The sequence below is a fragment of the Streptomyces sp. NPDC046308 genome, assembly GCF_055588065.1.
In genome coordinates, this window is the sequence record NZ_JBVJFB010000006.1 from 333,674 (window position 1) to 358,454 (window position 24,781).

A 24,781-nucleotide genomic window follows, 5' to 3' on the forward strand; every position below is an offset into this window, starting at 1 on the left:
GTCTCTCCCCCCTCCTTTTTCTCTCCCTGTGCCTCTTTCGGCTCTTTTCTCCCTTCCCCCCCCCCCCCCCCCCCCCCCCCCCACCCCCCGGCGAGGCTGAATTTGCGCGGCCAGCGCCGCAATGAGCGGGCGAGGCGAGGATGTGCGACGGCAGCGCCGAAAAGGCTGGCGCAGCCGAACCAAGCGGCCCAACCGAAGACGGTGGCGCAGCCAGGCCAGGCGGCGTAGCCGGAGACCGCGGCGCAGCCGGACCCGGCGGCCCAGCCGGAGACCGCGGCGCAGCCCAGCCAAGCGGCGCAGCCGGACACCGCGGCGCAGCCGGGCCAGGCGGCGCAGCCAAACCAAGCGGCGCAGCCTAAGAGGCCGCGTAGCCAAGCCAGGCGGCGCAGCCGGAGACCGCGGCGGGGGCGGAGGGGTGGCTTCGGTGGGGGGTCAGGCGGCCCTGGCTTCGAGGCGGGCCCCGAACTCCCGTACCGCCGCCTCCTCCCGGTACGGCTCCAGTCGCGTGCGGAAGTCCTCCAGGTACTCCGCCCCCCGGTTCGACCGCAGCCCCTCCAGCAGTTCCGCCGCCTTCGTCGCGGTCTGGCAGGCCTGTTCCACCTCGCGCTGCTGGACCTGTGCCGCCGCCAGCAGCAGCAGCCCGATGGCCCGGCGCCGCGCCTTGCCCGCCGGGAGGCCCCGCAGTGCCTCCTCCGCCCGCTTGCCCGCCGCATCCGCCTGGCCCAGGTCCCGGTGGCAGTGCGCCAGCTCGTCCGCGAGGTACGCCTCGTCGAAGTGGCGGATCCACACCGGGTCGTCGCCCGACTCCGGTTCCGCCCGCTCCAGCGCGCTGACCGCCCGCGCCGACAGCACCGCCGTGGCCCGGGTGTCCCCCAGCAGCGCGTGCCCGCGCGCCTCCGCGGCGTAGAACATGGCCTCGACGCGCGGGGTGACCTGCCCCCGCGTGCCCTCCTGGGCGGCCCGGGCCAGCTGCGCGATCTCCCGCGGGTTGCCCAGTTCGGCGGCGAGGTGGCTCATGGACGCGGCCAGCACGTACCCGCCGTAGGCGCGGTCGCCGGCCGCCTGGGCCAGCCGTAGCGCCTGGATGTAGTACCGCTGCGCCAGGCCCGGCTGGCCGGTGTCCACCGCCATGTAGCCCGCCAGCTCCGTCAGCCGGGCGACGGCCGCGAACAGCGACCGCCCCACCGGCTCCCGGTAGGAGCCGCCGATCAGCCCGGACACCACCGAGTTGAGGTAGTGGACGACCACCGGCCGGACGTGCCCGCTGCCGAAGCGGTGGTCGAGGTCCTTGAGCGCCTCGGTGGTGGCCCGTACCGCCTCGACGTCCGGCATGCCGACCCGCGAGCCGCCGCTGCGGGCCACCTGGGTGTCGGCCCCGGTGATCAGCCAGTCACGGCTCGGCTCGACGAGCGCGGAGGCGGCCACGCTCGAACCGGCCAGGAAGTCGCGGCGGCCGACGTCGCTGCGCCACAGCTCGCAAACCTGCTCGATCGCGCCGATGACGGTCGGCGAGAACTGGAGGCCGACGCCGGAGGCGAGGTTCTTGCCGTTGGCCATGCCGATCTCGTCGATGGTGACGGTCCGGCCGAGCTTGCGCCCGATCGCCTCGGCGATGATTCCGGGTGCGCGGCCGCGCGGCTGCTGGCCGCGCAGCCAGCGGGCCACGGAGGTCTTGTCGTAGCGGAGATCGAGGCCGTGCTCCGCGCCGCACATGTTCACGCGCCGGGCGAGCCCGGCATTGGAGCACCCGGCTTCCTGGATGAGCGCCTGCAGCCGTTCGTTCGGCTGGCGGGCGACGAGAGGCCTGGCTGCCATGAAAACCCCCTGCTGACCGCGGGTGATCCGTTGGAATGATCACTTCCCGCCTGATGTGCGGAGAATCTTCCGCTCTGCGTCGTGTCGCTACCCAACTCCAGCGCCCCGGCCTCCTACGCGCCCCCACGCGTGCATCAGTGCGCCCCGTATGCAGGATCGATGCTCCGTCCACCCGCCGGTTTACGCCCGTAACCCCGGGTGACCCGGGGAGTTGTGATGGGCGTGGAAGAGACCATCGGAGTCACGGAGACCGCACCCATCCCCAAGCAGCGGGGCGAACTGCTGCTGGACCATGCCGTGCGGTACGCGGAAGAACGGCACTGGGACGTCTTCGCCGGCACCTGGCTGGAGCCCGGCGACGGCCGGGAGCTGTGCTCCTGCGGAGCGGCGGACTGCCCCGCGCCCGGCGCCCACCCGGCGGTGAAGGACTGGGCGGCCCAGGCCACGGGCAGCGCGGTCCAGGTCCGGCGGGTCTGGGCGAAGCACCCGGAGGCCTCGATCCTGCTGCCCACGGGCCGGACGTTCGACGCGCTGGACGTCCCGGAGTCGGCCGGCTTCCTGGCGCTCGCACGGCTGGAGCGGATGCAGCGCACGCTCGGGCCGGTCACCCTGACGCCCGACCACCGGATGCTGTTCTTCGTCCTGCCGGGCGCCGGCGTCAAGGTCGGTGACCTCGTACGGAAGCTGGGCTGGTCGCCGAGCGGCATCGACCTGGTGGCGCGCGGCGAGGGCGAGTACGTGGCCGCGCCGCCCACCCGCTTCGGCGGCCGCGGCGCGGTCCAGTGGGCGCGGCGGCCCACACCGGCGAACCGGTGGCTGCCGGACACGGAGGAGCTGATCGACGCGCTGGCGTACGCGTGCGGGAGCGAGGCGGCGGCGGACCGCAAGCGCCGCCAGGCCTGACGTGAAGTTCATGATCGGAAAGTCATGACATAAGTAACTGCTCGGCCTCTCCCCCTCCTCCTATGGTGAGGAAGGAACGACCAACGGGGACGCTAGAGAGGCAGGCGCATGCCGGACCAGGGCGATGCGACGGGTGGAACGTACGGGACGGGCGGCGCGCGAACCGCGCCGTCCGCCGTGCGGGTGGAAGGTCTGTGGAAGCGCTTCGGCGAGCAGGTGGCCGTGGCCGGGATCGATCTGGAGCTGCCCGCGGGCCAGTTCATCGGCCTGGTGGGACCGAACGGCGCGGGCAAGACGACCACGCTGTCGATGGTGACCGGGCTGCTGCGCCCGGACATGGGGCGGGTGTTCGTCGCGGGGCCCGACGTGTGGGCGGACCCGACCGAGGTGAAGGCTCGGATCGGGGTGCTGCCCGAGGGGCTGCGGCTCTTCGAGCGGCTGTCGGGGCGCGAACTCCTCGGCTACATGGGCCGCATGCGCGGGCTGCCGGGCGAGGAGACCGACAAGCGGGCGACGCAGCTGTTGGACGTCCTCGACCTCGCGGGCTCGCAGCACAAGCTGGTCGTGGACTACTCGACGGGCATGCGCAAGAAGATCGGCCTGGCGGCCGCGCTGCTGCACAACCCCGAAGTGCTGTTCCTGGACGAGCCGTTCGAGGGTGTCGACCCGGTATCGGCGCAGACCATCCGCGGGGTGCTGGAACGTTACACCGCGTCCGGCGCCACGGTCGTCTTCTCCTCCCACGTGATGGAGCTCGTCGAGTCGCTGTGCGACTGGGTGGCCGTGATGGCCGCCGGCCGGATCCGCGCCGCGGGCCCGCTGGCCGACGTACGGGGCTCCGCGCCCTCCCTCCAGGCGGCCTTCCTCGAACTGGTCGGCGCGCACGGGCGCGACGCGGCCGGGGACGCGCTGGAGTGGCTCGGCGGCGGCTCCGGGACGGTCACGCGATGACGTCGCCCGCTTCGCCTGCCACGCCGACCACCTCCGGCGCCTCCGCCACAGGTGCCACTGGTACCACGGGTGCCACCGGCGCCCGTGCCGGCGCTGCCGCCCCGGCGGCCGCTTCCGCCACCTCCGTCGCGGCGGTCCCACTGACCTCGATCTTCATCCGCCTCAAGCTGTCGCTGCTGCGCAACGGCCTGAAGGGCTCCTCCAAGCGCAAGGCCGCCTACTTCTCGTCGCTGGCGTTCGCCCTGCTCGTCGGCTTCTTCCTGACGCTCGGCCTGGCCCTGCTGCGCGGGAACGCGCACGCGGACACGGTCGTCGTCCTGCTGGCCGCGATCCTGGCGCTCGCCTGGGCGTTCATGCCGCTGTTCTTCCCCACCGGCGACGAGACGCTCGACCCCAGCCGGCTCGTCATGCTGCCGCTGCGCCCGCGTCCCCTCGTACGGGCCCTGTTCGCGTCGTCACTGGTCGGCATCGGGCCGCTGTTCACGCTGTGCCTCGCGGCCGGCTCGGTGATCGCCGTCGCGCGCGGCGCCGCCGGAGCGGTGGCCGCGGTGGTGGCCGCGCCGCTCCTGCTGCTCGGCTGCGTGGCCCTCGCGCGGGCGGTGGCCACGGCCAACGTACGGCTGCTGACCAGCCGCAAGGGGCGTGACCTGGCCCTGCTCAGCGGTCTGCTGATCGCGGTGGGCGGGCAGCTGGTCAACTTCGGCAGCCAGCGCCTCTTCCAGGCGGGCGGCCTGTCGACGCTGGAGCCCGTCGAGGCGGTGGTGCGGTGGCTGCCGCCGGCGACCGCCGTCGGCATGGTGGACTCGGTGAGCGAGGGCGCGTACGGGGTGGCGGCCGCCCAGCTGGCCCTGACCCTGGCCGCCCTGGCCGGCCTCCTGTGGTTCTGGGAGCGGAGCCTGACGCAGCTGATGGTCACGCCGGACGGTTCGACCATCGCCGCCGCCCGGCCGGCGAAGGAGCGGGGCGCGGGCGGTTTCTGGGCGCTGCTGCCCTCCGGCCGGACCGGCGCGGCCGTACAGCGCACCCTGCGCTACGCCGTCCGCGACCCGAAGACCAAGGCCTCCTGGGTGACCGCGCTGGCGATCGGCCTGATCGTGCCGGTCTTCAACGCCCTCCAGGGCACCGGGTCCGTCTACCTCGCCACCTTCGGCGCGGGCATGCTGGGCATGCAGATGTACAACCAGTTCGGGCAGGACACCTCGGCGTTCTGGATGGTCGCGCAGACCATCTCCGGACCGCGCGACGCGTACGTGGAACTGCGCGCCCGCGCCGTCGCGCTGGCCCTCGTCACGGTCCCGTACACGGTGCTCGTCACCGTGGCCACGGCCGCGCTGACCGGCAGCTGGAGCGCCTTCCCGGCGGCCGCGGGCGTGGCCCTGGCCCTGCTCGGCTCGATGCTCTGCTCGGGGGCGCTGGCCTCGGCCCGCTTCCCGTACTCCATCCCGTCGGACGGCGCGTTCAAGAACGTCGTCCCGGGCCAGGCCGGGCTGGCCTGGGCGGGCATCTTCGGCGGGCTGCTCGCCTCGACGGTGATCTGCGCCCCGGTGATCGCCCTGACGATCTGGCTCAACGTGGCCGACCACCAGGGCGTCTCCTGGATCGTGCTCCCCCTTGGCGTGGTCTGGGGCGCGCTGGCCACCTGGGCGGGCCTGCGGCTGGCGGCCCCGAGGGTGGCGCGCAAGCTGCCGGAGATCCTGGAGGCCGTCAGCAAGGGCTGACGGGCACGGGCTCACGCACGCCGAACGGGCCGGTCCGCGCTCCCTCTCGGGTGCGCGGACCGGCCCGTTCCGCGCCTGCGGTGGCCGCCGGCGTCGAGGCGCCGGCGTCGAGGCGCATGCCGTTCTCGGCCGTGACCGTGGTGTGCGCTCCCTGGCGGTCCGTCAGGAGGCTTCGGCCTTGATCCCGTCCAGGAAGGGCTCCAAGGCCGCACGCCAGGCCGTCGGCTGGTCGTAGTGGAGGTAGTGGCCGGCGTCGGGGATCTCCGCGTACTGCCCGGCCGGCAGGACGCGGACCATCTCCTGGGCCTCCGCGCGGCCCAGCTCGCCGTCCAGGCCGCGGACCACCAGCGTCGGGCAGCGGACCTTGGCCAGCTCCTCCCAGTGGGCGTCGTGGACCCAGGTCTCGCGGGCGGTCAGCATCTCGCGGCGGGAGAAGAGGGGGCGCCAGCCGTCCGGGGCCTCGTGCATGACCTCGGCGAAGAAGGCACCGCGGCCGGGATCGGGCCGCTCCACCCGGGGGTCGTCCTCGCCGAACCAGCGGCGGGCCGCGTCCTGGGTGGGGAAGGGCAGGGGCCAACGGTGGAACCAGTCCTCCCATTCCTGCTGGGAGGCAGCGCCGAGGGCGGAGGCGCGCATGTCGCAGATGACCAGGGCTTCGACCAGGTCCGGGCGGCGGGCCGCGAGCTGCCATGCGGTGAGGGCGCCCATGGAGTGGCCGATCAGGGTGACGGGGGCGAGGCCGAGCTGTTCGACGGCGGCCTCGGCGTCGGCCACGAACGCCTCGCGTCCGAAGGAGGCGTGGGACTCGGGGCCGCCGGGCGGGCGGTCGCTCTGGCCGTGTCCCCGCTGGTCCAGGGCCACCACGCGGCGGCTCTCGCGGAGCCAGCGGGCGGTGCCGGACCAGTGGAAGGCATGGCCCATCAGACCGTGCAGTAAGAGCACCCCGGGGCGGGGGTCGGCCTCGGCGGCCGTTTCGCGGAATTCCCAGGCGGCCAGGCGGACTCCTCCGGCCCCTGTCACATCGACGCGCTGTACCACCGCAGATGCACCCCCTTCGCTCCCCGCCAGACTATCGAACCCGCATTCGAAAACCGGGTTCTCGCCTACAACACCGCTCTTTCGAGTGACCTTGCTCAAGGATTGGCCGCCGCTGCCGATGGAGATCCTTTCAACAGGGAGGCGGGCCGCTCGGGGAAGACGGTCCGAAGGGGAGACCTTGAGAGCTCGGGGCTCCGGGTCACAAGGGGAGGACCGGTCCCGGCGCCGCGAGGCGCCGGGACCGCCCACTTCCCACCACTCCAACGAATCGAGCCGACGCCGGCAACGAATCGACGCCGGCGGGCATGACCGCCTGCGTCGAAGTCGAGGTCGCGGAAGCCGTCCGGGTCGTCCAGGTCAGCGCTTCGCCACGAACACGTGGGAAGCGACCTCCGCGTCCAGCTCGGCGGCCTCGCCGCCACTGCCGACCAGCACCCCGCCCGGGGACTCCGTCACGCTCACCACCGAGCCGGGCTGAACGCCCGCCCGCCGGAGCGTGTACATCAGCTGGGCGTCCGTCTGGATCGGCTCACCGATCCGGCGCACGACCACGGTCTTGCCCTCCGTACCCGGGTCGAGCTCGGACAGGCTGACCATGCCGTCCTCCAGGAACGGGTCCGCCTCGGCCTTCTCGCCCAGCTCCTCCAGCCCCGGGATCGGGTTCCCGTACGGCGACTCGGTCGGGTGGCGCAGCAGCTCCAGCACCCGCCGCTCCACCGCCTCGCTCATCACGTGCTCCCAGCGGCAGGCCTCGGCATGCACCTGCTCCCACTCCAGGCCGATGACGTCGACGAGCAGGCACTCCGCGAGCCGGTGCTTGCGCATCACGCGCGTCGCCAGCCGCCGCCCCTCCTCGGTCAGCTCCAGGTGCCGGTCGCTGGCGACGGCCACCAGGCCGTCCCGCTCCATCCGCGCCACCGTCTGGCTCACCGTCGGGCCGCTCTGGTCCAGCCGTTCGGCGATACGGGCGCGCATGGGGACCACACCTTCCTCCTCCAGCTCGAGGATGGTGCGGAGATACATCTCCGTGGTATCGATCAGTCCGGACATTCGTGCCCCTCGGATTGCGTGCGCTGGCCCTGTCCCCAATTCTGACGCATCGGGCCGACAACCGTCCCGTGCCGAGGGTCAAGACGGGTCCCGGACATCTCGTGGCGCCCGTATTGACACGCCCTTGGTCCAGACCGCACGGTGAGCGGCGGACACGGACGCACCCCCACCTCCGGAAGGGCCATCGTCGTATGAGCGAGAGCAAGCTGGCCGGTCAGTTCTTCGACGCCGCCATCGGTCTGCTGGAGCGGGTGCGGGACGAGGAGGCCCCGCACATCGCGGAGGCCGGCTCCCTCGTCGCCGACGCCGTCGCCGGCGGCAACCGGCTCTTCGCCTTCGGGGCCGGGCACTCCTCGCTGCCCGCCCAGGACGTCGTGTACCGGGCCGGCGGCATGGCCCTCATGAACTTCCTCGCCGTCCCCGGCACGGTCGGCATCGACGTCATGCCCGCGACCCTGGGCAGCGCCCTGGAACGGGTCGACGGCCTCGCCGGCGCCGTCCTGGACAGCAGCCCCGCCTCCGACGGCGACGTCCTCGTGATCATCTCCCTCTCCGGGCGCAACGCCCTGCCGGTGGAGATGGCCATGAACGCCCGCGCCATCGGCCTCAAGGTCATCGGCGTGACCTCGGTGGCGTACGCCACCGAGACCAAGTCGCGGCACGTCTCCGGCGGCTTCCTCAAGGACCACTGCGACGTCGTCATCGACAGCAAGATCGCGGTCGGGGACGCCGAGCTGAGCATCGACGGCATCGACGCGCCCTTCGCCCCCGCCTCCACCGTCGTGACCAGCGCGATCATGCAGGCGGTCATGGCGGCCGCGGCCGGCGAGCTCGCCGCCCGCGGGGTGGAGCCCCCGCTGCTGCGCTCGGGCAACGTCGACGGCGGCCACGAGTGGAACGGCCGCGTGATGCAGGAGTACGGCGACCGGATCTTCTACCGGCACTGACCGGGCGGTCGCTGTGCTGTGACCGGTTCACCGGGTTGCGACGCCCGGCAAACCTTTCCGGTCACAGCACTAAGCCGGCGGATGCCCTCCCGCCGCCAGGTCCAGATCGGCGGCCACCCGGGCCGCGACCTCCTCCGCGTACTCGGCGTCCGCCCGCTCGAAGGCCACCCGCGTGGGCCCGCGCACGAAGGTCAGCGCGCCCAGCGTCCGCCCCCGGCTGCGCAGCACCGTGCACAGCACGTGCGCCGCGCCCTCGGGCCACTGGCGGGCCCGCGCCCACTCCGCGTCGGCCTCCCCGCGCGGGGCGGAGGTGCGCACCGAGCCGATCCGGTCCAGGGCCTGGAGGGCCGGATGCCCGGCCGCGTACCGGACCGGGATGGACCCGGGCCCCGGCAGCACCGGCGGGGACGCGGCGGACCGTACGAGCCTTCGCCGCTCGGGGTCGGCCGCGGGATCCAGTACGTCCAGCAGCACGTGCTCGGCGAAGCCGGCCAGGGCGAAGTCCAGGCGTACGGCGGCCGCCTCGGCCGGGTCCTCGCACTCGGCGGCGGCCCGCCCCGCCCGGTGCAGCTGGTGGGACCGGAACCGCAGCTGCGCGGTGTCCAACTGCTCCTGCCGGGCCTGGGTGACGTCCTGGAACAGCCAGCCGACACCCAGCGGCACCGGTTCCTCCGCGAGCGGCGAGGCCAACCGCAGGAACCCGCACCGCCAGCACCTGCGCCGCACCCCCTCGGCGGTCCGCACCGACACCCACATCTCCACCGGCGCGGGCGGCGCCCCCTCGGCGAGCACGTGCTGGAGCGCGCCTTCCAGTTCCTCCACGCCCTGGGTGAGCAGCTCGCCGAGCGGGCGCCCGAGCAGGGCGGTGCGGCCCGTCCCGAAGGCGCGCGCGGCGTGCGCGTTGACCACGGCGGGGCGCAGGTCGACGTCGACGAGGACGACGCCCCACGAGGCGTCCTCCATCAGGGCCTCGCTCAGCGCGATGGACCGCTCCAGGTCGATCTGCGCGTGCACCTCGCTGAAGGCGCAGTACACCCCGGCGGGTTTCCCGTCCGCGCCCGGCACACCGGCCGACTGGGTCCGTACGAGGACGCGCCCGCCGTCCTTGGTGAGCAGCGCGAACTCGTGCACCTGCCGGCCGGGCACGTGCTGGGCGGCCATGAGTCTGTCCTGCACGTCGTGCGCGTCGGCGGCCCGCACCGCCCACCCCTCGAAGCCCTTGCGTCCCACGGCCTCGCCCGCGGACCAGCCCAGGATCCGCTCGGCCTCGCGGTTCCAGTGGGTGATCACGCCGTCGGCGTCGAACGCGCACAGGGCGGCGTCCATCCCGTCCAGCAGCGCGGCGAGCAGATCGTCTGCGGTCTCGTTACGTCCGGAAGCAGTCACCTGGCACCCCCAGCAGGTGTTCGCGTGTGCGGCACGTCGGATCATTCAACTGGAACGTGACGCAGCCCACACCACTTTCCGCGGATTGGGTACGGGAAATCCGGTCAGGAGCCGCCGAAGAGGACGTGCGAGAGGACCGATCCTGCTCCGTGCCGGCGCCACTCCCTCCCGCCGAGGCGGGGCGAAATAAACGGTTGTGGCTGCCGCGACGCCTGCCTAGGCTCGGACGTACACGAGAAGGGAGGTGGTTGCCGCAATGTACGGAAACCGGACGCGTGAGGTGGCTGCGGGCTAAAGCGCCCGTCGTCGCACGCACCCAGTGCGGTGCCCGGCGGGATCGCCAGGCGCCAATCCACCGCAGTCACCCGACCCGCGGGCTCGCCGGTACGTCCGGCCGGCTTCTCTCACTGCAGGAGAGAGACCCAGAGCCCGCGGGTCGCCTGCGTTTGCCGCTCCCGCACGGGGTGAGCAGGGCCCGGGCGGCCACCGCCCGGAGCGCTTCGCACGGGCAGGCCCGCCGACCGGGGCCCTCCCGCACGCCGCCGCACGGCTACGGGCAGAGCCGCTCGACGCGCCACTTGCCCTCGTCCAGGACGTAGCGCAGCCGGTCGTGCAGGCGGTTCTCGTGGCCCTGCCAGAACTCCACCGCTTCCGGGACCACGCGCAGACCGCCCCATTCCGGCGGGACCGGGACCTGCTCGCCCTCCGGGTAGCGGGCCTCCAGCTCGGCGTAGCGGCGGTCCAGTTCCGCGCGGGAGCCGATGACGCTGGACTGCTCGCTCGCCCAGGCGCCCAGCTGGGAGCCGTGGGGGCGGGAGCGGAAGTACGCCGCCGTCTCGTCGCGGCCGATGCGGGCCGCGGTGCCGGTGATGATCACCTGGCGCGAGATGGGGTGCCAGGGGAAGAGCAGGGCGACGTACGGGTTCTCGGCGAGCTCGCGGCCCTTGCGGGAGGCGTAGTTGGTGTAGAAGACGAAGCCGCGCCCGTCGAACTGCTTCATCAGCACCGTGCGCGAGCTGGGTCGGCCGTCGGGGGTGGCCGTCGAGACGACCATCGCGTTCGGTTCGAAGAGGTGCGAGTCGGCGGCCTGCTGGAACCACAGGGCGAACTGGTCCATCGGATGCTCGGCGAGGGTCTCCTCGAAGACGATCTCCGAGCGGTACTGCTTGCGCATCGTGGCGGGGTCAATGTCCTGATCGGTCACGCTGGCCATCCTGCCGCAGCCGGGCCGGCGGCGGTGTGCCGTATGTCACGCTTCCGCAGTCGGGGCGGAGCGGCCAAAATCTTGGGGCCGGTCCGAAGGTCCCCGCGCGGGTGACCATCGGCCGTGCCGGGCATCAACGGGGATGACCGCGCCGGACCGCGAGTCACGCCGGGAGCCGCGCGTGTTCGCACTATCTGAGGAGCCGCCTGATGTCCGACTTCGTACCCGGGCTCGAAGGGGTCGTCGCGTTCGAGACCGAGATCGCCGAACCGGATAAGGAAGGCGGTTCCCTCCGCTACCGCGGGGTCGACATCGAGGATCTCGTCGGGCACGTCTCCTTCGGGAACGTCTGGGGCCTGCTGGTCGACGGTGCCTTCAATCCCGGCCTGCCCGCCGCCGAACCCTTCCCCATCCCGGTGCACTCCGGTGACATCCGCGTCGACGTGCAGTCCGCGCTCGCGATGCTCGCCCCGGTGTGGGGCCTGAAGCCGCTGCTGGACATCGACGAGCGGACCGCCCGCGACGACCTGGCGCGCGCGGCCGTGATGGCGCTGTCGTACGTCGCCCAGTCCGCCCGCGGCCAGGGCCTGCCGATGGTGCCGCAGCGGGAGATCGACAAGGCCGAGTCCGTGGTCGAGCGGTTCATGATCCGCTGGCGGGGCGAGCCGGACCCGCGGCACGTCAAGGCCGTCGACGCGTACTGGACCTCGGCCGCCGAACACGGCATGAACGCCTCCACCTTCACCGCGCGCGTCATCGCCTCCACCGGGGCCGACGTGGCGGCCGCCCTGTCCGGGGCCGTCGGGGCCATGTCCGGGCCGCTGCACGGAGGCGCGCCCTCCCGTGTGCTCGGCATGATCGAGGAGATCGAGCGCACCGGCGACGCCGTGGCGTACGTGAAGAAGGCCCTGGACAAGGGCGAGCGGCTGATGGGCTTCGGGCACCGCGTCTACCGCGCCGAGGACCCGCGCGCCCGCGTGCTGCGCCGCACCGCCAAGGAGCTCGACGCGCCGCGCTACGAGGTGGCCGCCGCGCTGGAGAAGGCCGCGCTGGAGGAGCTGCACGCGCGCCGCCCCGACCGCGTACTCGCCACCAACGTGGAGTTCTGGGCCGCGATCATGCTGGACTTCGCGGAGGTCCCGGCGCACATGTTCACCTCCATGTTCAGCTGCGCCCGTACCGCCGGCTGGTCGGCGCACATCCTGGAGCAGAAGCGCACGGGCCGCCTGGTGCGGCCGTCGGCCCGCTACACGGGCCCGGGCCGGCGCAACCCGCAGGAGATCGAGGGTTACGCGGACATCGCCGAGACCGCGTGAGCGCGTGATCTCGTAGCCGGACGACCGCTGGGCGCCGTATCCCGATCCGGGGGTGCGGCGCCCCGCCGTTTCTCCTTGGTTCCTCCTGCCGGGGGCTCAGGCCAGGGCGGCGTCGAGGATGCGGGACCACTGGGCCACCACGCGGGCCCGGCGGGCCGTGTCGTCGGTGAGGACGTTGGCCAGCCCCAGGCCGCGCGCCATGTCGAGGAGCCCCTGCACGGTCTCCCGTACGCCCGGCACGGACTCGTCGGCGCCCAGCAGCTCCACGGCGATGCGGTGGGTCTCGCGGCCCACCCGGGCCTCCAGTTCGGTGACCTGGGGGCGCAGCTGCTCCTCGTTGGAGGCGGCGACCCACAGCTGGAGCGCGGCCCGGAAGAGGGCGCCCGTGTACAGGTCCACGAGCGCCTCCACCACCGCGGGGCGGGCGGCCGGACCGGCGTGGAACAGGTCGCGCAGGGCCGTGGAGCGTTCCTCGGCGACGTACTCGACAGCCGCGGTGAACAGGTCCTCACGGGTCGGGAAGTGGTGCTGGGCCGCGCCGCGCGAGACGCCGGCCCGTTCGGCGACGACGGCGACGGTGGAACCGGCCCAGCCGTGTTCCGCCAGGCAGGACACGGCCGCCTCCAGCAGGTGGCGGCGGGTGACGCGGCTGCGCGCCTGCTTGGGTCCGGCCGAGTTGGTCACAGTGCCCATGACGGGTCCCGGCGCTCGAAGCGTGCGGTGATGCCCTCACGGGCCTCGGCGGACGCGAAGAGCTCCCCGGACAGCTCCGTCAGGCGCGCGCCGTCCCGGTGCAGGGCCTCGCGCACGGCGGCGGCGGTCAGCGCCTTGGTCGCGGCCAGGCCCTGCGGGGAGGCCTTGCGCAGGCCGGCGAGTACGGGTTCCAGGGCCTCGTCCACGTCCTCGGCGTGCAGGGTGAGCAGCCCGATCCGGGCGGCCTCGGCGGCGTCGAAGGCTTCGGCGGTGAGGAAGTAGCGGGCGGCGGCGCGCGGGTCCAGGCGCGGGAGCAGCGGCATGGAGATCACCGCGGGGGCGAGGCCGAGGTGGGTCTCGGTGAAGGCGTACGAGGACTTCGGCCCGGCGGCGGCGATGTCGCAGACGCCGAGCAGCCCGAGGCCGCCGGCCCGGACGTGGCCGGTGACCCGGGCGACCACGGGCTTGGGCAGCTCCGCGATCTCGCGGAGCAGGGCCAGGAAGTCGGCCGGTGCGCTGGGGGACTTGAGGTCGGCGCCGGAGCAGAAGGTGGTGCCGGTGTGGGTGAGGACGAGGGCCCGGACCGCCGGGTCCGCGGCGGCGGTGGCGAGGGCGGCGCGGGTCGCTGCCACGAGCTCCGCGGAAAGGGCGTTGCGGTTGCCCGGGGAGTCGAGCGTCAGGGTGGTGACTCCCGCCGCCGTCGTCGTGTGAACGGGTTGGACCATGTCTCCTCCGGAGGGGTGTGCGGGTGTCCGTGCTGGCCGGGATCCTCCCGGGGAGGGTATGCGGGCCGCCTGCGTCGTGGCACCACAGGGCCGGGCCGCCTGCGGCGTGGCAGCGCAGGACCGGGCCGCCTGCGGCGTGGCACCGCAGGGCTCTGCGAGGCCCGGCTCCGCCGGCCCCTGGGGCTCCGCCCCAGACCCCGCGCCTCAAACGCCGGCGGGGCTGAAGAGCGCGGCGAGGCCGAAGGATCGGGGATCCGCCCCGCGCCTCGATCGCCGGCTGGGCTGGATTTGGCCGGCGTCAGCCCTGCGAGCGGAGCGCGATTCCAGCCCCTCCGGCGTTTGAGGAGCGGGGTCCGGGGCGGAGCCCCGATCCTTGAGCCCCGCCGGCGATTGAGGCGCGGGCGGAGCACCGGTGGGAGACGTTAGTAGGACTTGGGCAGGCCCAGGGTTTGGTGGGAGACGAAATTGAGGATCATCTCGCGGCTGACCGGGGCGATCCGGGCCACGCGGGAGGCGGTGATGAGGGAGGCGAGTCCGTATTCGCGGGTGAGGCCGTTGCCGCCGAGGGTGTGCACGGCCTGGTCCACCGCGCGCACGCACGCCTCCCCCGCCGCATACTTCGCCATGTTCGCGGCCTCCCCGGCCCCCATGTCGTCCCCCGAGTCATACAGGCGGGCAGCCTTCTGCATCATCAGGCGGGCCAGTTCGAGCTCGATGTGCGCCGCGGCCAGCGGATGCGCCACTGCCTGGTGCGCACCGATCGGCTCCTTCCACACCTGCCGGGTCTTCGCGTAGTCCACGGCCTTGGCGAGGGCGTGGCGGCCCATCCCGATGGCGAAGGCGGCGGTCATGATCCGCTCCGGGTTGAGCCCGGCGAACAGCTGGAGCAGGCCCGCGTCCTCGTCGCCGACCAACGCGTCCCCGGGCAGCCGCACCTCGTCCAGGACCAGTTCGAACTGCTTCTCCGCGGCCTGGAGTTCCATGTCGATGACCGAGCGGGTGAAGCCGGGGGTGTCCCTGGGGACGATGAACAGGCACGGCTTGAGGCGCCCGGACCGGGCGTCCTCGGTGCGGCCGACGATCAGCGTGGCGTCCGCGATGTCGACGCCGGAGATGAAGACCTTGCGGCCGGTGAGGATCCAGTCTCCCCCACCGTCGCGGCGGGCCGTGGTGGTGATCCGGTGGGAGTTGGAGCCGGCGTCGGGTTCGGTGATGCCGAAGGCCATGGTGCGGCTGCCGTCGGCGAGGCCCGGGAGCCAGGCCTGCTTCTGCGCTTCGGTGCCGAATCGGGCGATGACCGTGCCGCAGATGGCGGGCGAGACGACCATCATCAGCAGGGGGCAGCCGGCCGCGCCCAGTTCCTCCAGGACGATGGACAGTTCGGCGATGCCGCCGCCTCCGCCGCCGTACTCCTCGGGGAGGTTGACCCCGAGGTAGCCGAGCTTCGCGGCGTCGGCCCACAGCTCGTCGGGGTGGCCTCCCTCTCGGGCGACGCGGGCGAGGTACTCGCGGCCGTAGCGCTGCCCGAGGGCGGCGACCGCCGTGCGCAGGGCCTGGTGCTCTTCGGTCTCGACGGTGCTGGTGGCGGAGCTCATGACTGCGTTTCCTCCTGGACTACGGCGAGCAGGGCGCCGAACTCGACCTGTTGGCCGGTGACGGCGTGGAGCGCGGTGAGCGTGCCGGAGGCGGGAGCGAGGATGCGGTGCTCCATCTTCATGGCCTCCAGCCAGAGCAGGGGCTGCCCGGCGGTGACGGGGCTGCCGGGGGCGAGGCCCTCGGCGATGCGGACGACGGTGCCGGGCATCGGGGCGAGCAGGGAGCCCGGTTCCGTCCGGTCCTGGGGGTCGGGGAAGCGGGGGACGGGGGTGAGGGTGTGGGCGCCGAGTGCGGAGTCCACGTAGATCTCGGTCGCGTCGGGCTTGTTCGAATTACGTTTCACGTGGAACACCCGCCGGATTCCCTCGATTTCGAGGGTGACGAGGGTGGGGGTGGCGGCCAGGACCCGGATCCCGGGGTGATCGACGAGCCGGCCGTCCTGGTAGCGGACCTCGTACTCGGCGCCGGCCGCGGTGTAGCGGCGGATCTGCGGTTGGGAGCGGACGTTGCGCCAGGCGCCGAGACGGGCGGCGAGCGGGGCGTCCGCGGCGGGGGCCGCGTCGGCGAGGGCGGCGGCGAGGGCCGCCTGCGTGGCGTCCGCGGGTGCCTCGGTGAGGGTGTCGAGGTGGCGCTCGTAGAAGCCGGTGTCGAGCTGCCCGGCGGCGAACTCGGGATGGCGCAGGGAGCGTACGAGGAGTTCGCGGTTGGTGGTGAGGCCGTGGATGCGGGCTCGGGCGAGGGCGTGGGCGAGGGCCCGTACGGCCTCGGCGCGGGTCGGGGCGTGGGCGATGACCTTGGCGAGCATGGGGTCGTAGTGGATGCCGACCGTGTCCCCGTCGGTGAAGCCGGTGTCCACGCGGACCTGGCCGGGGACGTCGAGGGTGTGCAGGGCTCCGGTCTGCGGGCGCCAGTCGCGGGCCGGGTCCTCGGCGTAGAGGCGGGCCTCGACGGCGTGACCGGTGGGCTCCGGCGGCGACGTCGGCAGGGCCTCGCCCTCGGCCACGCGCAGCTGGAGGGCCACGAGGTCGATCCCGAAGACGGCTTCGGTGACCGGGTGTTCCACCTGGAGGCGGGTGTTCATCTCCAGGAAGTACGGGCGTCCGTCGGCGGTGACGAGGAACTCGACGGTACCGGCGCCCCGGTAGGAGACGGCGCGGGCGGCGGCGACGGCGGCGGTGTGGAGGTTCTCCCGCAGGGTGTGCGGCAGGCCGGGCGCCGGGGCCTCCTCGATGACCTTCTGGTGGCGTCGCTGGAGGGAGCAGTCGCGGGTGCCGAGCGCCCAGACGGTCCCGTGGGCGTCGGCGAGGATCTGCACCTCGACATGGCGGCCGCGCTCGACGTAGGGCTCGGCGAAGACCTCTCCGTCACCGAAGGCCGAACGGGCCTCCGCCGAAGCCGCGTCGATGGCCTCCGCCAGGCCGGCGAGGTCGCGGACCACGCGCATCCCGCGCCCGCCACCGCCGGCCGCGGCCTTCAGCAGCAGGGGCAGGTCCGCGGGGGTGGCGGCGGCCGGGTCGACGGGATCCAGGAGCGGTACCCCGGCGGCGCGCATCAGGTCCTTGGCGCGGGTCTTGGAGGCCATGGCCTCGATGGCCTCGGGCTGCGGGCCGACCCAGATCAGGCCGGAGGCCAGGACCTCGCGGGCGAAGTCGGCGTTCTCGGAGAGGAAGCCGTAGCCGGGGTGGACGGCGTCGGCGCCGGCGGCGAGGGCGGCCTTGATGATCAGGTCGCCGCGCAGGTAGGTGTCGGCGGGGGCCGCGCCGGGCAGGCGTACGGCCGCGTCGGCTTCGCGCACGTGCAGGGCGTCGGCGTCCGGGTCGGAGTGGACGGCGACGGTGGCCAGGCCCAGGGCACGGGCGGTGCGGAAGATCCGTACGGCGATCTCGCCGCGGTTGGCGACGAGCAGCGAGGTGATCGGCTGGGTCATGTGCGGGCTCACATCCGGAAGACGCCGAAGCCGCCACGGGCGCCCTCGACGGGGGCGTTGTGGACGGCCGACAGGCACAGGCCGAGGACGGTGCGGGTGTCGCGCGGGTCGATGACCCCGTCGTCGTACAGCCGCCCGGACAGGAACATCGGCAGGGACTCGGACTCGATCTGCGCCTCGACGAAGGCGCGCATTCCGGCGTCGGCCTCCTCGTCGTAGGGCAGCCCCTTCACGGCGGCGGACTGCCGCGACACGATGGAGAGCACTCCGGCGAGCTGCTGGGGCCCCATGACGGCGGACTTGGCGCTGGGCCAGGCGAAGAGGAAGCGGGGCTCGTAGGCGCGGCCGCACATGCCGTAGTGGCCGGCGCCGTAGCTCGCGCCGATGAGCACGGAGAGGTGGGGGACGCGGGAGTTGGAGACCGCGTTGATCATCATCGAGCCGTGCTTGACGATGCCGCCCTGCTCGTACTCCTTGCCGACCATGTAGCCGGTGGTGTTGTGGAGGAAGAGCAGCGGGATGTCGCGCTGGTTGGCGAGCTGGATGAACTGGGCGGCCTTCTGGGACTCGGCGCTGAACAGCACGCCCTGCGCGTTGGCGAGGATGCCGACCGGATAGCCGTGCAGGGTGGCCCAGCCGGTGACGAGGCTGGTGCCGTAGAGCGGCTTGAACTCGTCGAAGTCGGAGGCGTCGACGATGCGGGCGATGACCTCGCGCGGGTCGAAGGGCGTCTTGAGGTCGGGCGGGACGATGCCGAGGAGTTCCTCGGGGTCGTACTTCGGCTCCTCGGCGGGGAGCGGATCGGGGTGCGGTTTGCGGTGGTTCAGGCGCGCGACGACCCGGCGGGCCTGGCGGATCGCATCGTACTCGTCGAGCGCGTAGTAGTCGGCGAGACCGGAGGTGCGGGCGTGCATGTCCGCCCCGCCGAGGGACTCGTCGTCGCTCTCCTCGCCGGTGGCCATCTTGACCAGCGGCGGACCGCCGAGGAACACCTTCGAACGGTCCTTGATCATGATGGTGTGGTCGGACATCCCGGGGATGTACGCGCCTCCGGCGGTGGAGTTGCCGAAGACGACGGCGACGGTCGCAATGCCGGCGGCCGAGAGCCGGGTGAGGTCGCGGAAGATCGCGCCGCCCGGGATGAAGATCTCCTTCTGGGAGGGGAGATCGGCGCCGCCGGACTCCACGAGGCTGATGCAGGGCAGGTGGTTCTGCCGGGCGATCTCGTTGGCCCGGAGGGCCTTCTTCAGCGTCCACGGGTTGGAGGCGCCGCCGCGGACGGTCGGGTCGTTGGCGGTGACCAGGCACTCGACGCCCTCGATTGTGCCGATGCCGGTGACCATGGAGGCGCCGACCGGGTAGTCGCTGCCCCAGGCGGCCAGCGGGGACAGCTCCAGGAACGGCGTGTCCGGGTCGAGGAGCAGCTCGACGCGCTCGCGGGCCAGGAGCTTGCCGCGCCGCCTGTGGCGGGCCGTGTACTTCTCGCCGCCGCCCTGGAGGGCCTTCGCGTGCTCGGCGTCGAGGGCGGCGAGGCGTTCCAACGCGGCGGTACGGGCCTGCGCGTGCTCGGGGGCGTGCGGGTCGACGGTGGTGCGGAGGCGGGTCATGGGCCGGTCCCCTCCGGGGCGGTCGCGGGCAGCAAGTGGGTCGGGATGTCCAGGTGACGGGCGCGGAGCCATTCGCCGAGGGCCTTGGCCTGGGGGTCGAAGCGGTGGCCGGAGGCGACGCCGGCGCCGAGGATTGCGGTGATGGTGAAGTTCAGTGCGCGGAGGTTCGGGAGGCGGTGGCGCGTCACGGGCAGGGCCCGGGCTTCGGGGAGCAGTTCCCGCAGCAGCTCGACGGTGAGGGTGCGGTCGAGCCACGCCCAGGCTTCGTCGGTCTCGACCCAGACTCCGATGTTGGCGTCGCCGCCCTTGTCGCCGCTGCGGGCCCCGGCCACTGCCCCCAGGGGGGCGCGGGTGGTGGGCCCTTCGGGGGCTCCGCCCCCGCGCCCCCGCGCCTCAAACGCCGGCGAGGCTGAACAACCGGGGCTCCGCCCCGCACCCGGCGCCTCGAACGCCGGCGCGGCTTCAAGATCGGGGCTCCGCCCCGCACCCCGCTCCTCAAACGCCGGAGGGGCTGGATTTCGGCCGGCGTTTGAGGCACGGGGGTCGGGGCGGAGCCCCGACGGGGTCTGGGGCAGAGCCCCGGTTTCGGGAAGGGGCGGGGTGGGGGCGAGGCTCCGCGCAGCGGGGATCGGGAGGCGGGTGCCGTTCGGGAGGACTGCCACGTGGGGGACCGCGGCGGCCGGGGTCAGCGTCGAGGTGAAGGTGCCGTACGGCTGGGCCGGGCCCGGGGGCGTGGTGACGTGGAAGCCCGGGTAGCTGCCCAGGGCCAGTTCGATCGCCGTCGAGGTCAGGACGCGGCCCACCCGGTCCGGCGACGGGTCGCGGACGACCAGACGCAGCAGGGCGCTCGCCGTCTCCTCCGTCGGGGCGTCCTCGTGGTCCGTGCGGGCGAGGGTCCAGTCGGCGGTGGCCACGCCCTCCAGGGCGTCGGAGAGCTGCGCGCGGACCAGGGCCGCCTTCGCTTCGATGTCGAGGCCGGTCAGGACGAAGACGACCTCGTTGCGCCAGCCGCCGATGCGGGTGACGCCGACCTTGAGGGTGGAGGGCGGGGGTTCGCCGAGCACGCCGCAGACGCGCACGCGGTCGGGGCCGTCCTCGGCGAGGCGGACCGTGTCCAGGCGGGCGGTCACGTCGGGGCCGAGGTAGCGCACGCCCTGGGTCTCGTAGAGGAGTTGGGCGGTGACGGTGCCGACCGAGACGATCCCGCCCGTGCCCGGGTGTTTGGTGATGACCGCCGAGCCGTCGGCGGAGATCTCCGCGAGCGGGAACCCGGGGCGGCGGACGTCGTGCGCGGTGAAGAAGGCGTAGTTGCCGCCGGTGGCCTGGGTTCCGCACTCCAGGACGTGGCCGGCGACCACCGCCCCCGCCAGCCGGTCGTGGTCGTCGGGGGCCCAGTCGAACCACCAGGCCGCCGGGCCGCTGACGAGTGCCGCGTCCGTGACCCGGCCGGTTACGACCACGTCAGCGCCGGCCCGCAGGCAGGCGGTGATGCCGGCGCCTCCGAGGTAGGCGTTGGCGGTCAGTGCCCCGTCCTCGTGCGGAGTGAGGTCGTCCCCCTCGACGTGGGCCACGGTGACGGGGACGCCCACCTTGGCCGCGAGGGCCCGTACGGCGTCGGCGAGTCCGGCCGGGTTGAGGCCGCCGGCGTTGGCGACGATGCGTACGCCCCGCTCGTGTGCGAGCCCGAGCCCCTCCTCCAGCTGGCGCAGGAAGGTCTTGGCGTAGCCGAGGTCCGGGTTCTTCAGGCGGTCGCGGCCGAGGATCAGCATGGTCAGCTCGGCGAGGTAGTCCCCGGTCAGCACGTCGAGCGGGCCGCCGGTCAGCATCTCGCGCAGGGCGTCGAAGCGATCGCCGTAGAAGCCGGACGCGTTGCCGATCCGCAGCGGGCGGTCGGCGCGGGGCCGGGGCGTCATCGGCCGGCCCCCGGCTCGCGCCCCGCCCCCGGCCCCCGCTCGCGCCCGACGCTCGGCTCCCGCCCCGCCCCCGCCGGGCCCGCGAAGGCCTGGGCGATGTCCAGCCAGCGGTCCGCGTCGGGGCCTGCCGCGGTGAGGGCCAGGTCGGCCCGGTGGGCCCGCTGGGTCACCAGGAGGCAGAAGTCGAGCGCCGGGCCGGTGATCCGCTGCGGGGCGTCCGGCGGCCCGTACGTCCACAGACCCGCGCCCTCGGGGGCCGTCAGCTCGACCCGGAACTCCTCGGCGGGCGCCGGCAGTCCGCGTACGGCGTAGGCGTAGTCGCGGGCCCGTACGCCGATCCGCGCCACGTGCCGCAGCCGCGCGGTCGGGGCGCGGCGCACGCCGAGCGCGTCGGCGACGTCCTGACCGTGCGCCCAGGTCTCCATCAGCCGGGCGCTCGCCATGGACGCGGCCTTCATCGGCGGCCCGTACCAGGGGAACCGGGTGTCGGGCGAGGCCGCGGCGAGCGCCTCGTCGAGGGCGGCCCGCGTGGTGCGCCAGCGGGCGAGCAGTTCGGCGGGCGGCAGCGCCGCGCCCTCTTCCGCGCCCTCGTCGACGAAGGAGTCGGGGGCCTTCAATGCCTCCTCGACCATGACGCCGAAGCCGGCGGCGTCGGTGAGGGAGAGCAGCGAGGCGCGGTCGGTCCAGTGCAGGTGGGCGATCTGGTGGGCGATGCTCCAGCCGGGCGCGGGGGTCGGCAGGGCCCAGTCGGGATCCGTCAACCCCCTCACCAGAGCTTCGAGTTCGCGGCCCTCCTCGCGCAGATCTGCGAAGACGGCGACGGCTGCGTCGACGGCGGACGGATCGGGCACGGTGCGCTCCCCTCTCGGCGTGAGGGAAGACTGGCAGCACCCAGGAAAACAATCAAGCATGCTTGCATGATTTTCTCGGCGGGCGGCGCCTTCCCGCCACCCACCCGAAATCGGCGGCAGGAAAAGGGAGTTGCCGCGCCGCCCCGCCGACCGCAGGTCCCGCGGCGCGGCGGCCGCCGAGCACGGAGGGGGCGATTCAGGCCGTAAGCCGGAAACTCGCGATACGTCACCGGATGTCCCGTCGATACTGAACGTTCCGCTCCGGGCCCGGGCGGGCGCACCACGTTCGATCCGCATTCACTCCACGTTCGATCCGCTCCGGATCCACGACGAAGAGGATGGACTGACGTGACTCCAGCCGCCCAACCCCCCTTCTCCCTCTATCCCGAACTCGACGCCAATGCCCTCAACGTCTTCGTCGCCGCCCTGGAAAGCGGCGACGTCACCGGCCTCGCCCCCGCCCGCGCCGCGGAGGTCGCCGAGGTCCGCTCCCGCGTCGTGTTCACCCGCGGCAAGGTGACCGGCGCCGACGGGGACCTCCTCGACGCCGCGCTCTGGCGGCACATCGGGGCCCAGCCGCGCCCGGTGATCGTCATGCCCTCGCCCTGGACCAGCCTGGGCTGGCTGCCGTACGCCGTCCAGGCCAGCCTGTTCGCGGCCCGCGGCTACAACGTCCTCGCCTACTCCGCCCGCGGCTTCGCCGGCTCCGAGGGCCAGGTCGACGTGGCCGGCCCCCTCGACGTCGCCGACGGCAGCCGGGCCCTGGACCACCTCATCGAGCGCAGCTCCGGGCCCGTGACGAAGATCGGCTTCCTCGGGGACTCGTACGGCTCCGGCATCAGCCAGCTGGTCGCCGCGCACGACACCCGCGTCGACGCGGTGGTCGCGCTCAGCAGCTGGGGCGACCTCGGGGAGGCGTTCTACGAGAACTCCACCCGCCACGTCGCCGCCGTACGGGCCCTGCTCAAGGCGGCCGCGAAGGCGCGGCTGAGCCCGCAGACGCACAGCGTCTTCGACAACGTCCTCGGCAACCGCGACATCCCCGGCACCCTGCGCTGGGCGGAGACCCGCTCGCCCTTCAGCCACATCAAGGAGCTCAACCGCCGCCAGGTGCCGGTCTTCTTCTCGCACGCCTGGCACGAGACGCTCTTCCCTCCCAACCAGACCCTGAAGATGTTCAACGAACTGACGGGCCCCAAGCGCCTCGCCGTGTCCGTCGGCGACCACTCCGGGCCCGAGATGACCGGCATGCTCGGCCTGCCGAACCGGATCTGGACGGACGCCCACCGCTGGTTCGACCACCACCTCAAGGGGATCGACAACGGCATCGGAGCCGAGGGCCAGGTGCTCGGCGAGGTCATGTGGAGCAGGACCCTCGAACCCCGCCCCAGCTGGCCCTCCCTCACCGAGAGCGTGCAACGCCTGCACCTGGTCGACGAGGGGGAGCTGGCCGAGGAACCGCAGGCCGGCTGGACCGCGACCGTCGTGTGCGGGGTGGACACCCCGGCGACCGTCGCCGACAAGGTCGTCGAGTCCGGATACGACGAGATCGCCGGACGCCCGAAGGTCTACCCGACCTACGACATCGACCGCACCCTCGCCGCCGTATGGGAGGCGGAGCCGGCCGCGGAGACCGTCCGGCTGCGCGGCACGCCGCGGCTGCGCGTGACCTACCGGGCGGCGAACCCCGGCTCCACCTTCGTCGCGTACCTCCTCGACGCGGCCGCCGACGGCACGGCCCACCTCGTCACGCACGCCCCGTACACCGACACCGACTCCCCGCCGGACAGCCTGGTCAGCGCGGACATCGACCTCCAGGCGACGGCGTACGACGTCCCGCGCGGCCACCGCCTGATGCTGGTGATCGACGCCCGCGACCCGTTCTACGGCGACGCCAACCTGCCGCGCGCCACGCTGGCGTTCACCTCCCCCGAGGCGACGCCCTCATACCTGGACCTGCCGCTCGGCTAGGCCTCGGGGACCAAGGACCCCCCGGGCAGTCCCCGCCGCCCTCCCCGCAGACACGCGCGCCCGGCCGGACCCCCGTGGCCGGCCGGGCGGGCGTGTGCGTCAGCGACGACGCACGGTGTGGCCCGTCCGGTTGCACCGCCCGGGCCCCGGATTCCGGCCGGGTCCGTGGCGACGTCCGTCAGGCGGGCTGCTCGCGCATCTGGGAGCGGACCGCGCCCATGCTGGCCGCGATCACGAGGGCGATGGCCAGGGCGTCCAGCGTGGACATGGCCTGGTCCAGCACGAGGAAGCCCGCGGTGGCGGCGATGGCCGGCTCCAGGCTCATCAGGATCGCGAAGGTCGGGGCCGGCATCCGTCGCAGGGCGAGCATTTCCAGCGTGTAGGGCAGGACGGAGGACAGCACGGCCACGCCGAGGCCCAGTGCGAGGGTGCTCGGGACCAGCAGGTCCGTGCCCGCGCCGGCGATGCCCAGCGGCAGCGAGAGGAGCGCGGCCACCGCCATCGCCAGGGCCAGCCCGTCCGCCTGCGGGAAGCGGCGGCCCGTACGCGCGCTGAACACGATGTACGCCGCCCACATCGCGCCCGCCCCGAGCGCGTAGGCCGCGCCCAGCGGGTCGAGCGAGCCGAAGCCGGGGCCGCCCCCGCCGTGTCCGGAGAGCAGGACCACGCCGCCGAAGGCGAGGCCGGCCCACAGGAGGTTCACCAGGCGTCGGGAGACGAGGACGGACAGGGCGAGCGGCCCGAGCACCTCCAGGGTGACGGCCGGGCCGAGCGGGATCCGGTCGATCGCCTGGTAGAAGAGCCCGTTCATGCCGGCCATGGCGACGCCGAAGGCGAGCACCGTGCCCCAGTCGGAGCGGGAGTAGCCGCGCACCTTGGGCCGGCACAGGAGCAGCAGCACGACCGCGGCGGCCGCGAGGCGCAGGGTGACGACGCCCGCCGCGCCCGCCCTCGGCATGATCATGACCGCGAGGGCGGCGCCGAACTGCACCGAGATCCCCGCCGAGATCACCAGCGCCACCGGCCCGAGACCACGGCCGCGGCCCTGGGTCTGACCGTGGCCCTGGCCCTCGGCGGGCAGCGGGGCCGGTACGGGGGCGGGGGCCGCCGCGGCGGCCGAAGCGGAAGATGACGAGGGTGCGGGCATTTCTCCAGATTACGCGCTTCGTA

Annotated in this window: 19 protein-coding genes; 6 read left to right on the forward strand and 13 right to left on the reverse strand. The window is 73.5% G+C overall.

The genetic code is table 11. The features are described 5' to 3' along the window. Window positions 1–432: 432 nt before the first annotated feature. Window positions 433–1,815, reverse strand: coding sequence for a transcriptional regulator (locus tag ACZ6JT_RS24980; RefSeq protein WP_469212994.1), 1,383 nt, complete (start codon window positions 1,813–1,815; stop codon window positions 433–435). A gap of 216 nt (window positions 1,816–2,031) precedes the next feature. On the opposite strand from ACZ6JT_RS24980, the gene ACZ6JT_RS24985 reads away from it, so the two are divergent. The 3 genes from ACZ6JT_RS24985 (at window position 2,032) to ACZ6JT_RS24995 (ending at window position 5,387) form a co-directional block, all read left to right on the forward strand. Further along, window positions 2,032–2,718, forward strand: coding sequence for a bifunctional DNA primase/polymerase (locus ACZ6JT_RS24985; RefSeq protein ID WP_469212996.1), 687 nt, complete (start codon window positions 2,032–2,034; stop codon window positions 2,716–2,718). A 108-nt stretch (window positions 2,719–2,826) separates the two neighbouring features. Further along, the gene (locus ACZ6JT_RS24990; protein ID WP_469212997.1) at window positions 2,827–3,669 is read left to right on the forward strand and encodes an ABC transporter ATP-binding protein; all 843 of its coding nucleotides are present in this window, start codon (window positions 2,827–2,829) and stop codon (window positions 3,667–3,669) included. Then, the gene (locus tag ACZ6JT_RS24995; RefSeq protein WP_469212999.1) at window positions 3,666–5,387 is read left to right on the forward strand and encodes a transporter; all 1,722 of its coding nucleotides are present in this window, start codon (window positions 3,666–3,668) and stop codon (window positions 5,385–5,387) included. Before ACZ6JT_RS24990 ends, ACZ6JT_RS24995 begins: the two co-directional genes overlap by 4 nt. A gap of 162 nt (window positions 5,388–5,549) precedes the next feature. Here ACZ6JT_RS24995 and ACZ6JT_RS25000 read toward each other — a convergent pair whose 3' ends face one another. Next, window positions 5,550–6,425: an alpha/beta fold hydrolase gene (locus tag ACZ6JT_RS25000; protein WP_469213001.1), complete on the reverse strand. Its 876-nt coding sequence runs from the start codon at window positions 6,423–6,425 to the stop codon at window positions 5,550–5,552. A 357-nt stretch (window positions 6,426–6,782) separates the two neighbouring features. Next, window positions 6,783–7,475: a metal-dependent transcriptional regulator gene (locus ACZ6JT_RS25005; RefSeq protein ID WP_030706734.1), complete on the reverse strand. Its 693-nt coding sequence runs from the start codon at window positions 7,473–7,475 to the stop codon at window positions 6,783–6,785. Between the two features lie 191 nt (window positions 7,476–7,666). Here ACZ6JT_RS25005 and ACZ6JT_RS25010 point away from each other — a divergent pair, with 191 nt between their 5' ends. Further along, window positions 7,667–8,422 carry an SIS domain-containing protein gene (locus ACZ6JT_RS25010; RefSeq protein ID WP_469213003.1) on the forward strand — a complete coding sequence of 252 codons (756 nt, stop codon included), beginning with the start codon at window positions 7,667–7,669 and terminating at the stop codon, window positions 8,420–8,422. A 69-nt stretch (window positions 8,423–8,491) separates the two neighbouring features. Here ACZ6JT_RS25010 and ACZ6JT_RS25015 read toward each other — a convergent pair whose 3' ends face one another. Together ACZ6JT_RS25015 and pdxH are read right to left on the reverse strand one after the other, a co-directional pair. Next, the gene (locus ACZ6JT_RS25015) at window positions 8,492–9,808 is read right to left on the reverse strand and encodes a PAS domain-containing protein (RefSeq protein WP_365473095.1); all 1,317 of its coding nucleotides are present in this window, start codon (window positions 9,806–9,808) and stop codon (window positions 8,492–8,494) included. A 550-nt stretch (window positions 9,809–10,358) separates the two neighbouring features. Further along, a complete protein-coding gene (pdxH, locus tag ACZ6JT_RS25020; protein WP_469213006.1) occupies window positions 10,359–11,021 on the reverse strand; it encodes a pyridoxamine 5'-phosphate oxidase in 663 nt (220 codons plus the stop codon). Window positions 11,022–11,221: 200 nt separating this feature from the next. On the opposite strand from pdxH, the gene ACZ6JT_RS25025 reads away from it, so the two are divergent. After that, a complete protein-coding gene (locus ACZ6JT_RS25025) occupies window positions 11,222–12,328 on the forward strand; it encodes a citrate synthase 2 (RefSeq protein ID WP_388830826.1) in 1,107 nt (368 codons plus the stop codon). A gap of 96 nt (window positions 12,329–12,424) precedes the next feature. On the opposite strand, the gene ACZ6JT_RS25030 is transcribed toward ACZ6JT_RS25025, so the two are convergent. From ACZ6JT_RS25030 to ACZ6JT_RS25060, 7 genes are all read right to left on the reverse strand, one after another. Beyond that, entirely contained in the window at window positions 12,425–13,021 is a 597-nt protein-coding gene (locus ACZ6JT_RS25030; RefSeq protein ID WP_469213007.1) for a TetR/AcrR family transcriptional regulator, read from the reverse strand. After that, a complete protein-coding gene (locus ACZ6JT_RS25035; protein WP_469213008.1) occupies window positions 13,009–13,746 on the reverse strand; it encodes an enoyl-CoA hydratase family protein in 738 nt (245 codons plus the stop codon). The genes ACZ6JT_RS25030 and ACZ6JT_RS25035 overlap by 13 nt, the downstream gene beginning before the upstream one ends. Before the next feature lie 422 nt (window positions 13,747–14,168). Then, window positions 14,169–15,341, reverse strand: a complete 1,173-nt coding sequence (locus tag ACZ6JT_RS25040) for an acyl-CoA dehydrogenase family protein (protein WP_469213010.1) — start codon at window positions 15,339–15,341, stop codon at window positions 14,169–14,171. After that, window positions 15,338–17,269, reverse strand: a complete 1,932-nt coding sequence (locus ACZ6JT_RS25045) for an acetyl/propionyl/methylcrotonyl-CoA carboxylase subunit alpha (RefSeq protein WP_469213011.1) — start codon at window positions 17,267–17,269, stop codon at window positions 15,338–15,340. Before ACZ6JT_RS25045 ends, ACZ6JT_RS25040 begins: the two co-directional genes overlap by 4 nt. An 8-nt stretch (window positions 17,270–17,277) precedes the next feature. Then, window positions 17,278–18,876: an acyl-CoA carboxylase subunit beta gene (locus tag ACZ6JT_RS25050; RefSeq protein WP_469213013.1), complete on the reverse strand. Its 1,599-nt coding sequence runs from the start codon at window positions 18,874–18,876 to the stop codon at window positions 17,278–17,280. Beyond that, window positions 18,873–20,789 carry an acyclic terpene utilization AtuA family protein gene (locus ACZ6JT_RS25055; protein WP_469213015.1) on the reverse strand — a complete coding sequence of 639 codons (1,917 nt, stop codon included), beginning with the start codon at window positions 20,787–20,789 and terminating at the stop codon, window positions 18,873–18,875. Before ACZ6JT_RS25055 ends, ACZ6JT_RS25050 begins: the two co-directional genes overlap by 4 nt. After that, window positions 20,786–21,640, reverse strand: coding sequence for a TIGR03084 family metal-binding protein (locus tag ACZ6JT_RS25060; RefSeq protein WP_469213017.1), 855 nt, complete (start codon window positions 21,638–21,640; stop codon window positions 20,786–20,788). The genes ACZ6JT_RS25055 and ACZ6JT_RS25060 overlap by 4 nt, the downstream gene beginning before the upstream one ends. 348 nt (window positions 21,641–21,988) lie before the next feature. Here ACZ6JT_RS25060 and ACZ6JT_RS25065 point away from each other — a divergent pair, with 348 nt between their 5' ends. Next, window positions 21,989–23,611 (forward strand): alpha/beta fold hydrolase, encoded by a 1,623-nt coding sequence (locus ACZ6JT_RS25065; RefSeq protein WP_469213018.1) that lies wholly within the window; start codon window positions 21,989–21,991, stop codon window positions 23,609–23,611. A gap of 178 nt (window positions 23,612–23,789) precedes the next feature. On the opposite strand, the gene ACZ6JT_RS25070 is transcribed toward ACZ6JT_RS25065, so the two are convergent. Then, on the reverse strand, window positions 23,790–24,758 hold the full coding sequence (locus ACZ6JT_RS25070) for an EamA family transporter (protein ID WP_469213020.1): 969 nt from the start codon (window positions 24,756–24,758) through the stop codon (window positions 23,790–23,792). Window positions 24,759–24,781 lie beyond the last annotated feature (23 nt).

Bases quoted from the DNA above. Each gene is read 5' to 3' on its own strand.
- ACZ6JT_RS25055 (WP_469213015.1), bottom strand. From the start codon at position 20,789: ATGACGCCCCGGCCCCGCGCCGACCGCCCGCTGCGGATCGGCAACGCG.
- ACZ6JT_RS25070 (WP_469213020.1), bottom strand. From the start codon at position 24,758: ATGCCCGCACCCTCGTCATCTTCCGCTTCGGCCGCCGCGGCGGCCCCC.
- ACZ6JT_RS24980 (WP_469212994.1), bottom strand. From the start codon at position 1,815: ATGGCAGCCAGGCCTCTCGTCGCCCGCCAGCCGAACGAACGGCTGCAG.
- ACZ6JT_RS25045 (WP_469213011.1), bottom strand. From the start codon at position 17,269: ATGACCCAGCCGATCACCTCGCTGCTCGTCGCCAACCGCGGCGAGATC.
- pdxH (WP_469213006.1), bottom strand. From the start codon at position 11,021: ATGGCCAGCGTGACCGATCAGGACATTGACCCCGCCACGATGCGCAAG.
- ACZ6JT_RS25025 (WP_388830826.1), top strand. From the start codon at position 11,222: ATGTCCGACTTCGTACCCGGGCTCGAAGGGGTCGTCGCGTTCGAGACC.
- ACZ6JT_RS25005 (WP_030706734.1), bottom strand. From the start codon at position 7,475: ATGTCCGGACTGATCGATACCACGGAGATGTATCTCCGCACCATCCTC.
- ACZ6JT_RS25040 (WP_469213010.1), bottom strand. From the start codon at position 15,341: ATGAGCTCCGCCACCAGCACCGTCGAGACCGAAGAGCACCAGGCCCTG.
- ACZ6JT_RS24990 (WP_469212997.1), top strand. From the start codon at position 2,827: ATGCCGGACCAGGGCGATGCGACGGGTGGAACGTACGGGACGGGCGGC.
- ACZ6JT_RS24995 (WP_469212999.1), top strand. From the start codon at position 3,666: ATGACGTCGCCCGCTTCGCCTGCCACGCCGACCACCTCCGGCGCCTCC.
- ACZ6JT_RS25030 (WP_469213007.1), bottom strand. From the start codon at position 13,021: ATGGGCACTGTGACCAACTCGGCCGGACCCAAGCAGGCGCGCAGCCGC.
- ACZ6JT_RS25050 (WP_469213013.1), bottom strand. From the start codon at position 18,876: ATGACCCGCCTCCGCACCACCGTCGACCCGCACGCCCCCGAGCACGCG.
- ACZ6JT_RS25010 (WP_469213003.1), top strand. From the start codon at position 7,667: ATGAGCGAGAGCAAGCTGGCCGGTCAGTTCTTCGACGCCGCCATCGGT.
- ACZ6JT_RS24985 (WP_469212996.1), top strand. From the start codon at position 2,032: ATGGGCGTGGAAGAGACCATCGGAGTCACGGAGACCGCACCCATCCCC.
- ACZ6JT_RS25035 (WP_469213008.1), bottom strand. From the start codon at position 13,746: ATGGTCCAACCCGTTCACACGACGACGGCGGCGGGAGTCACCACCCTG.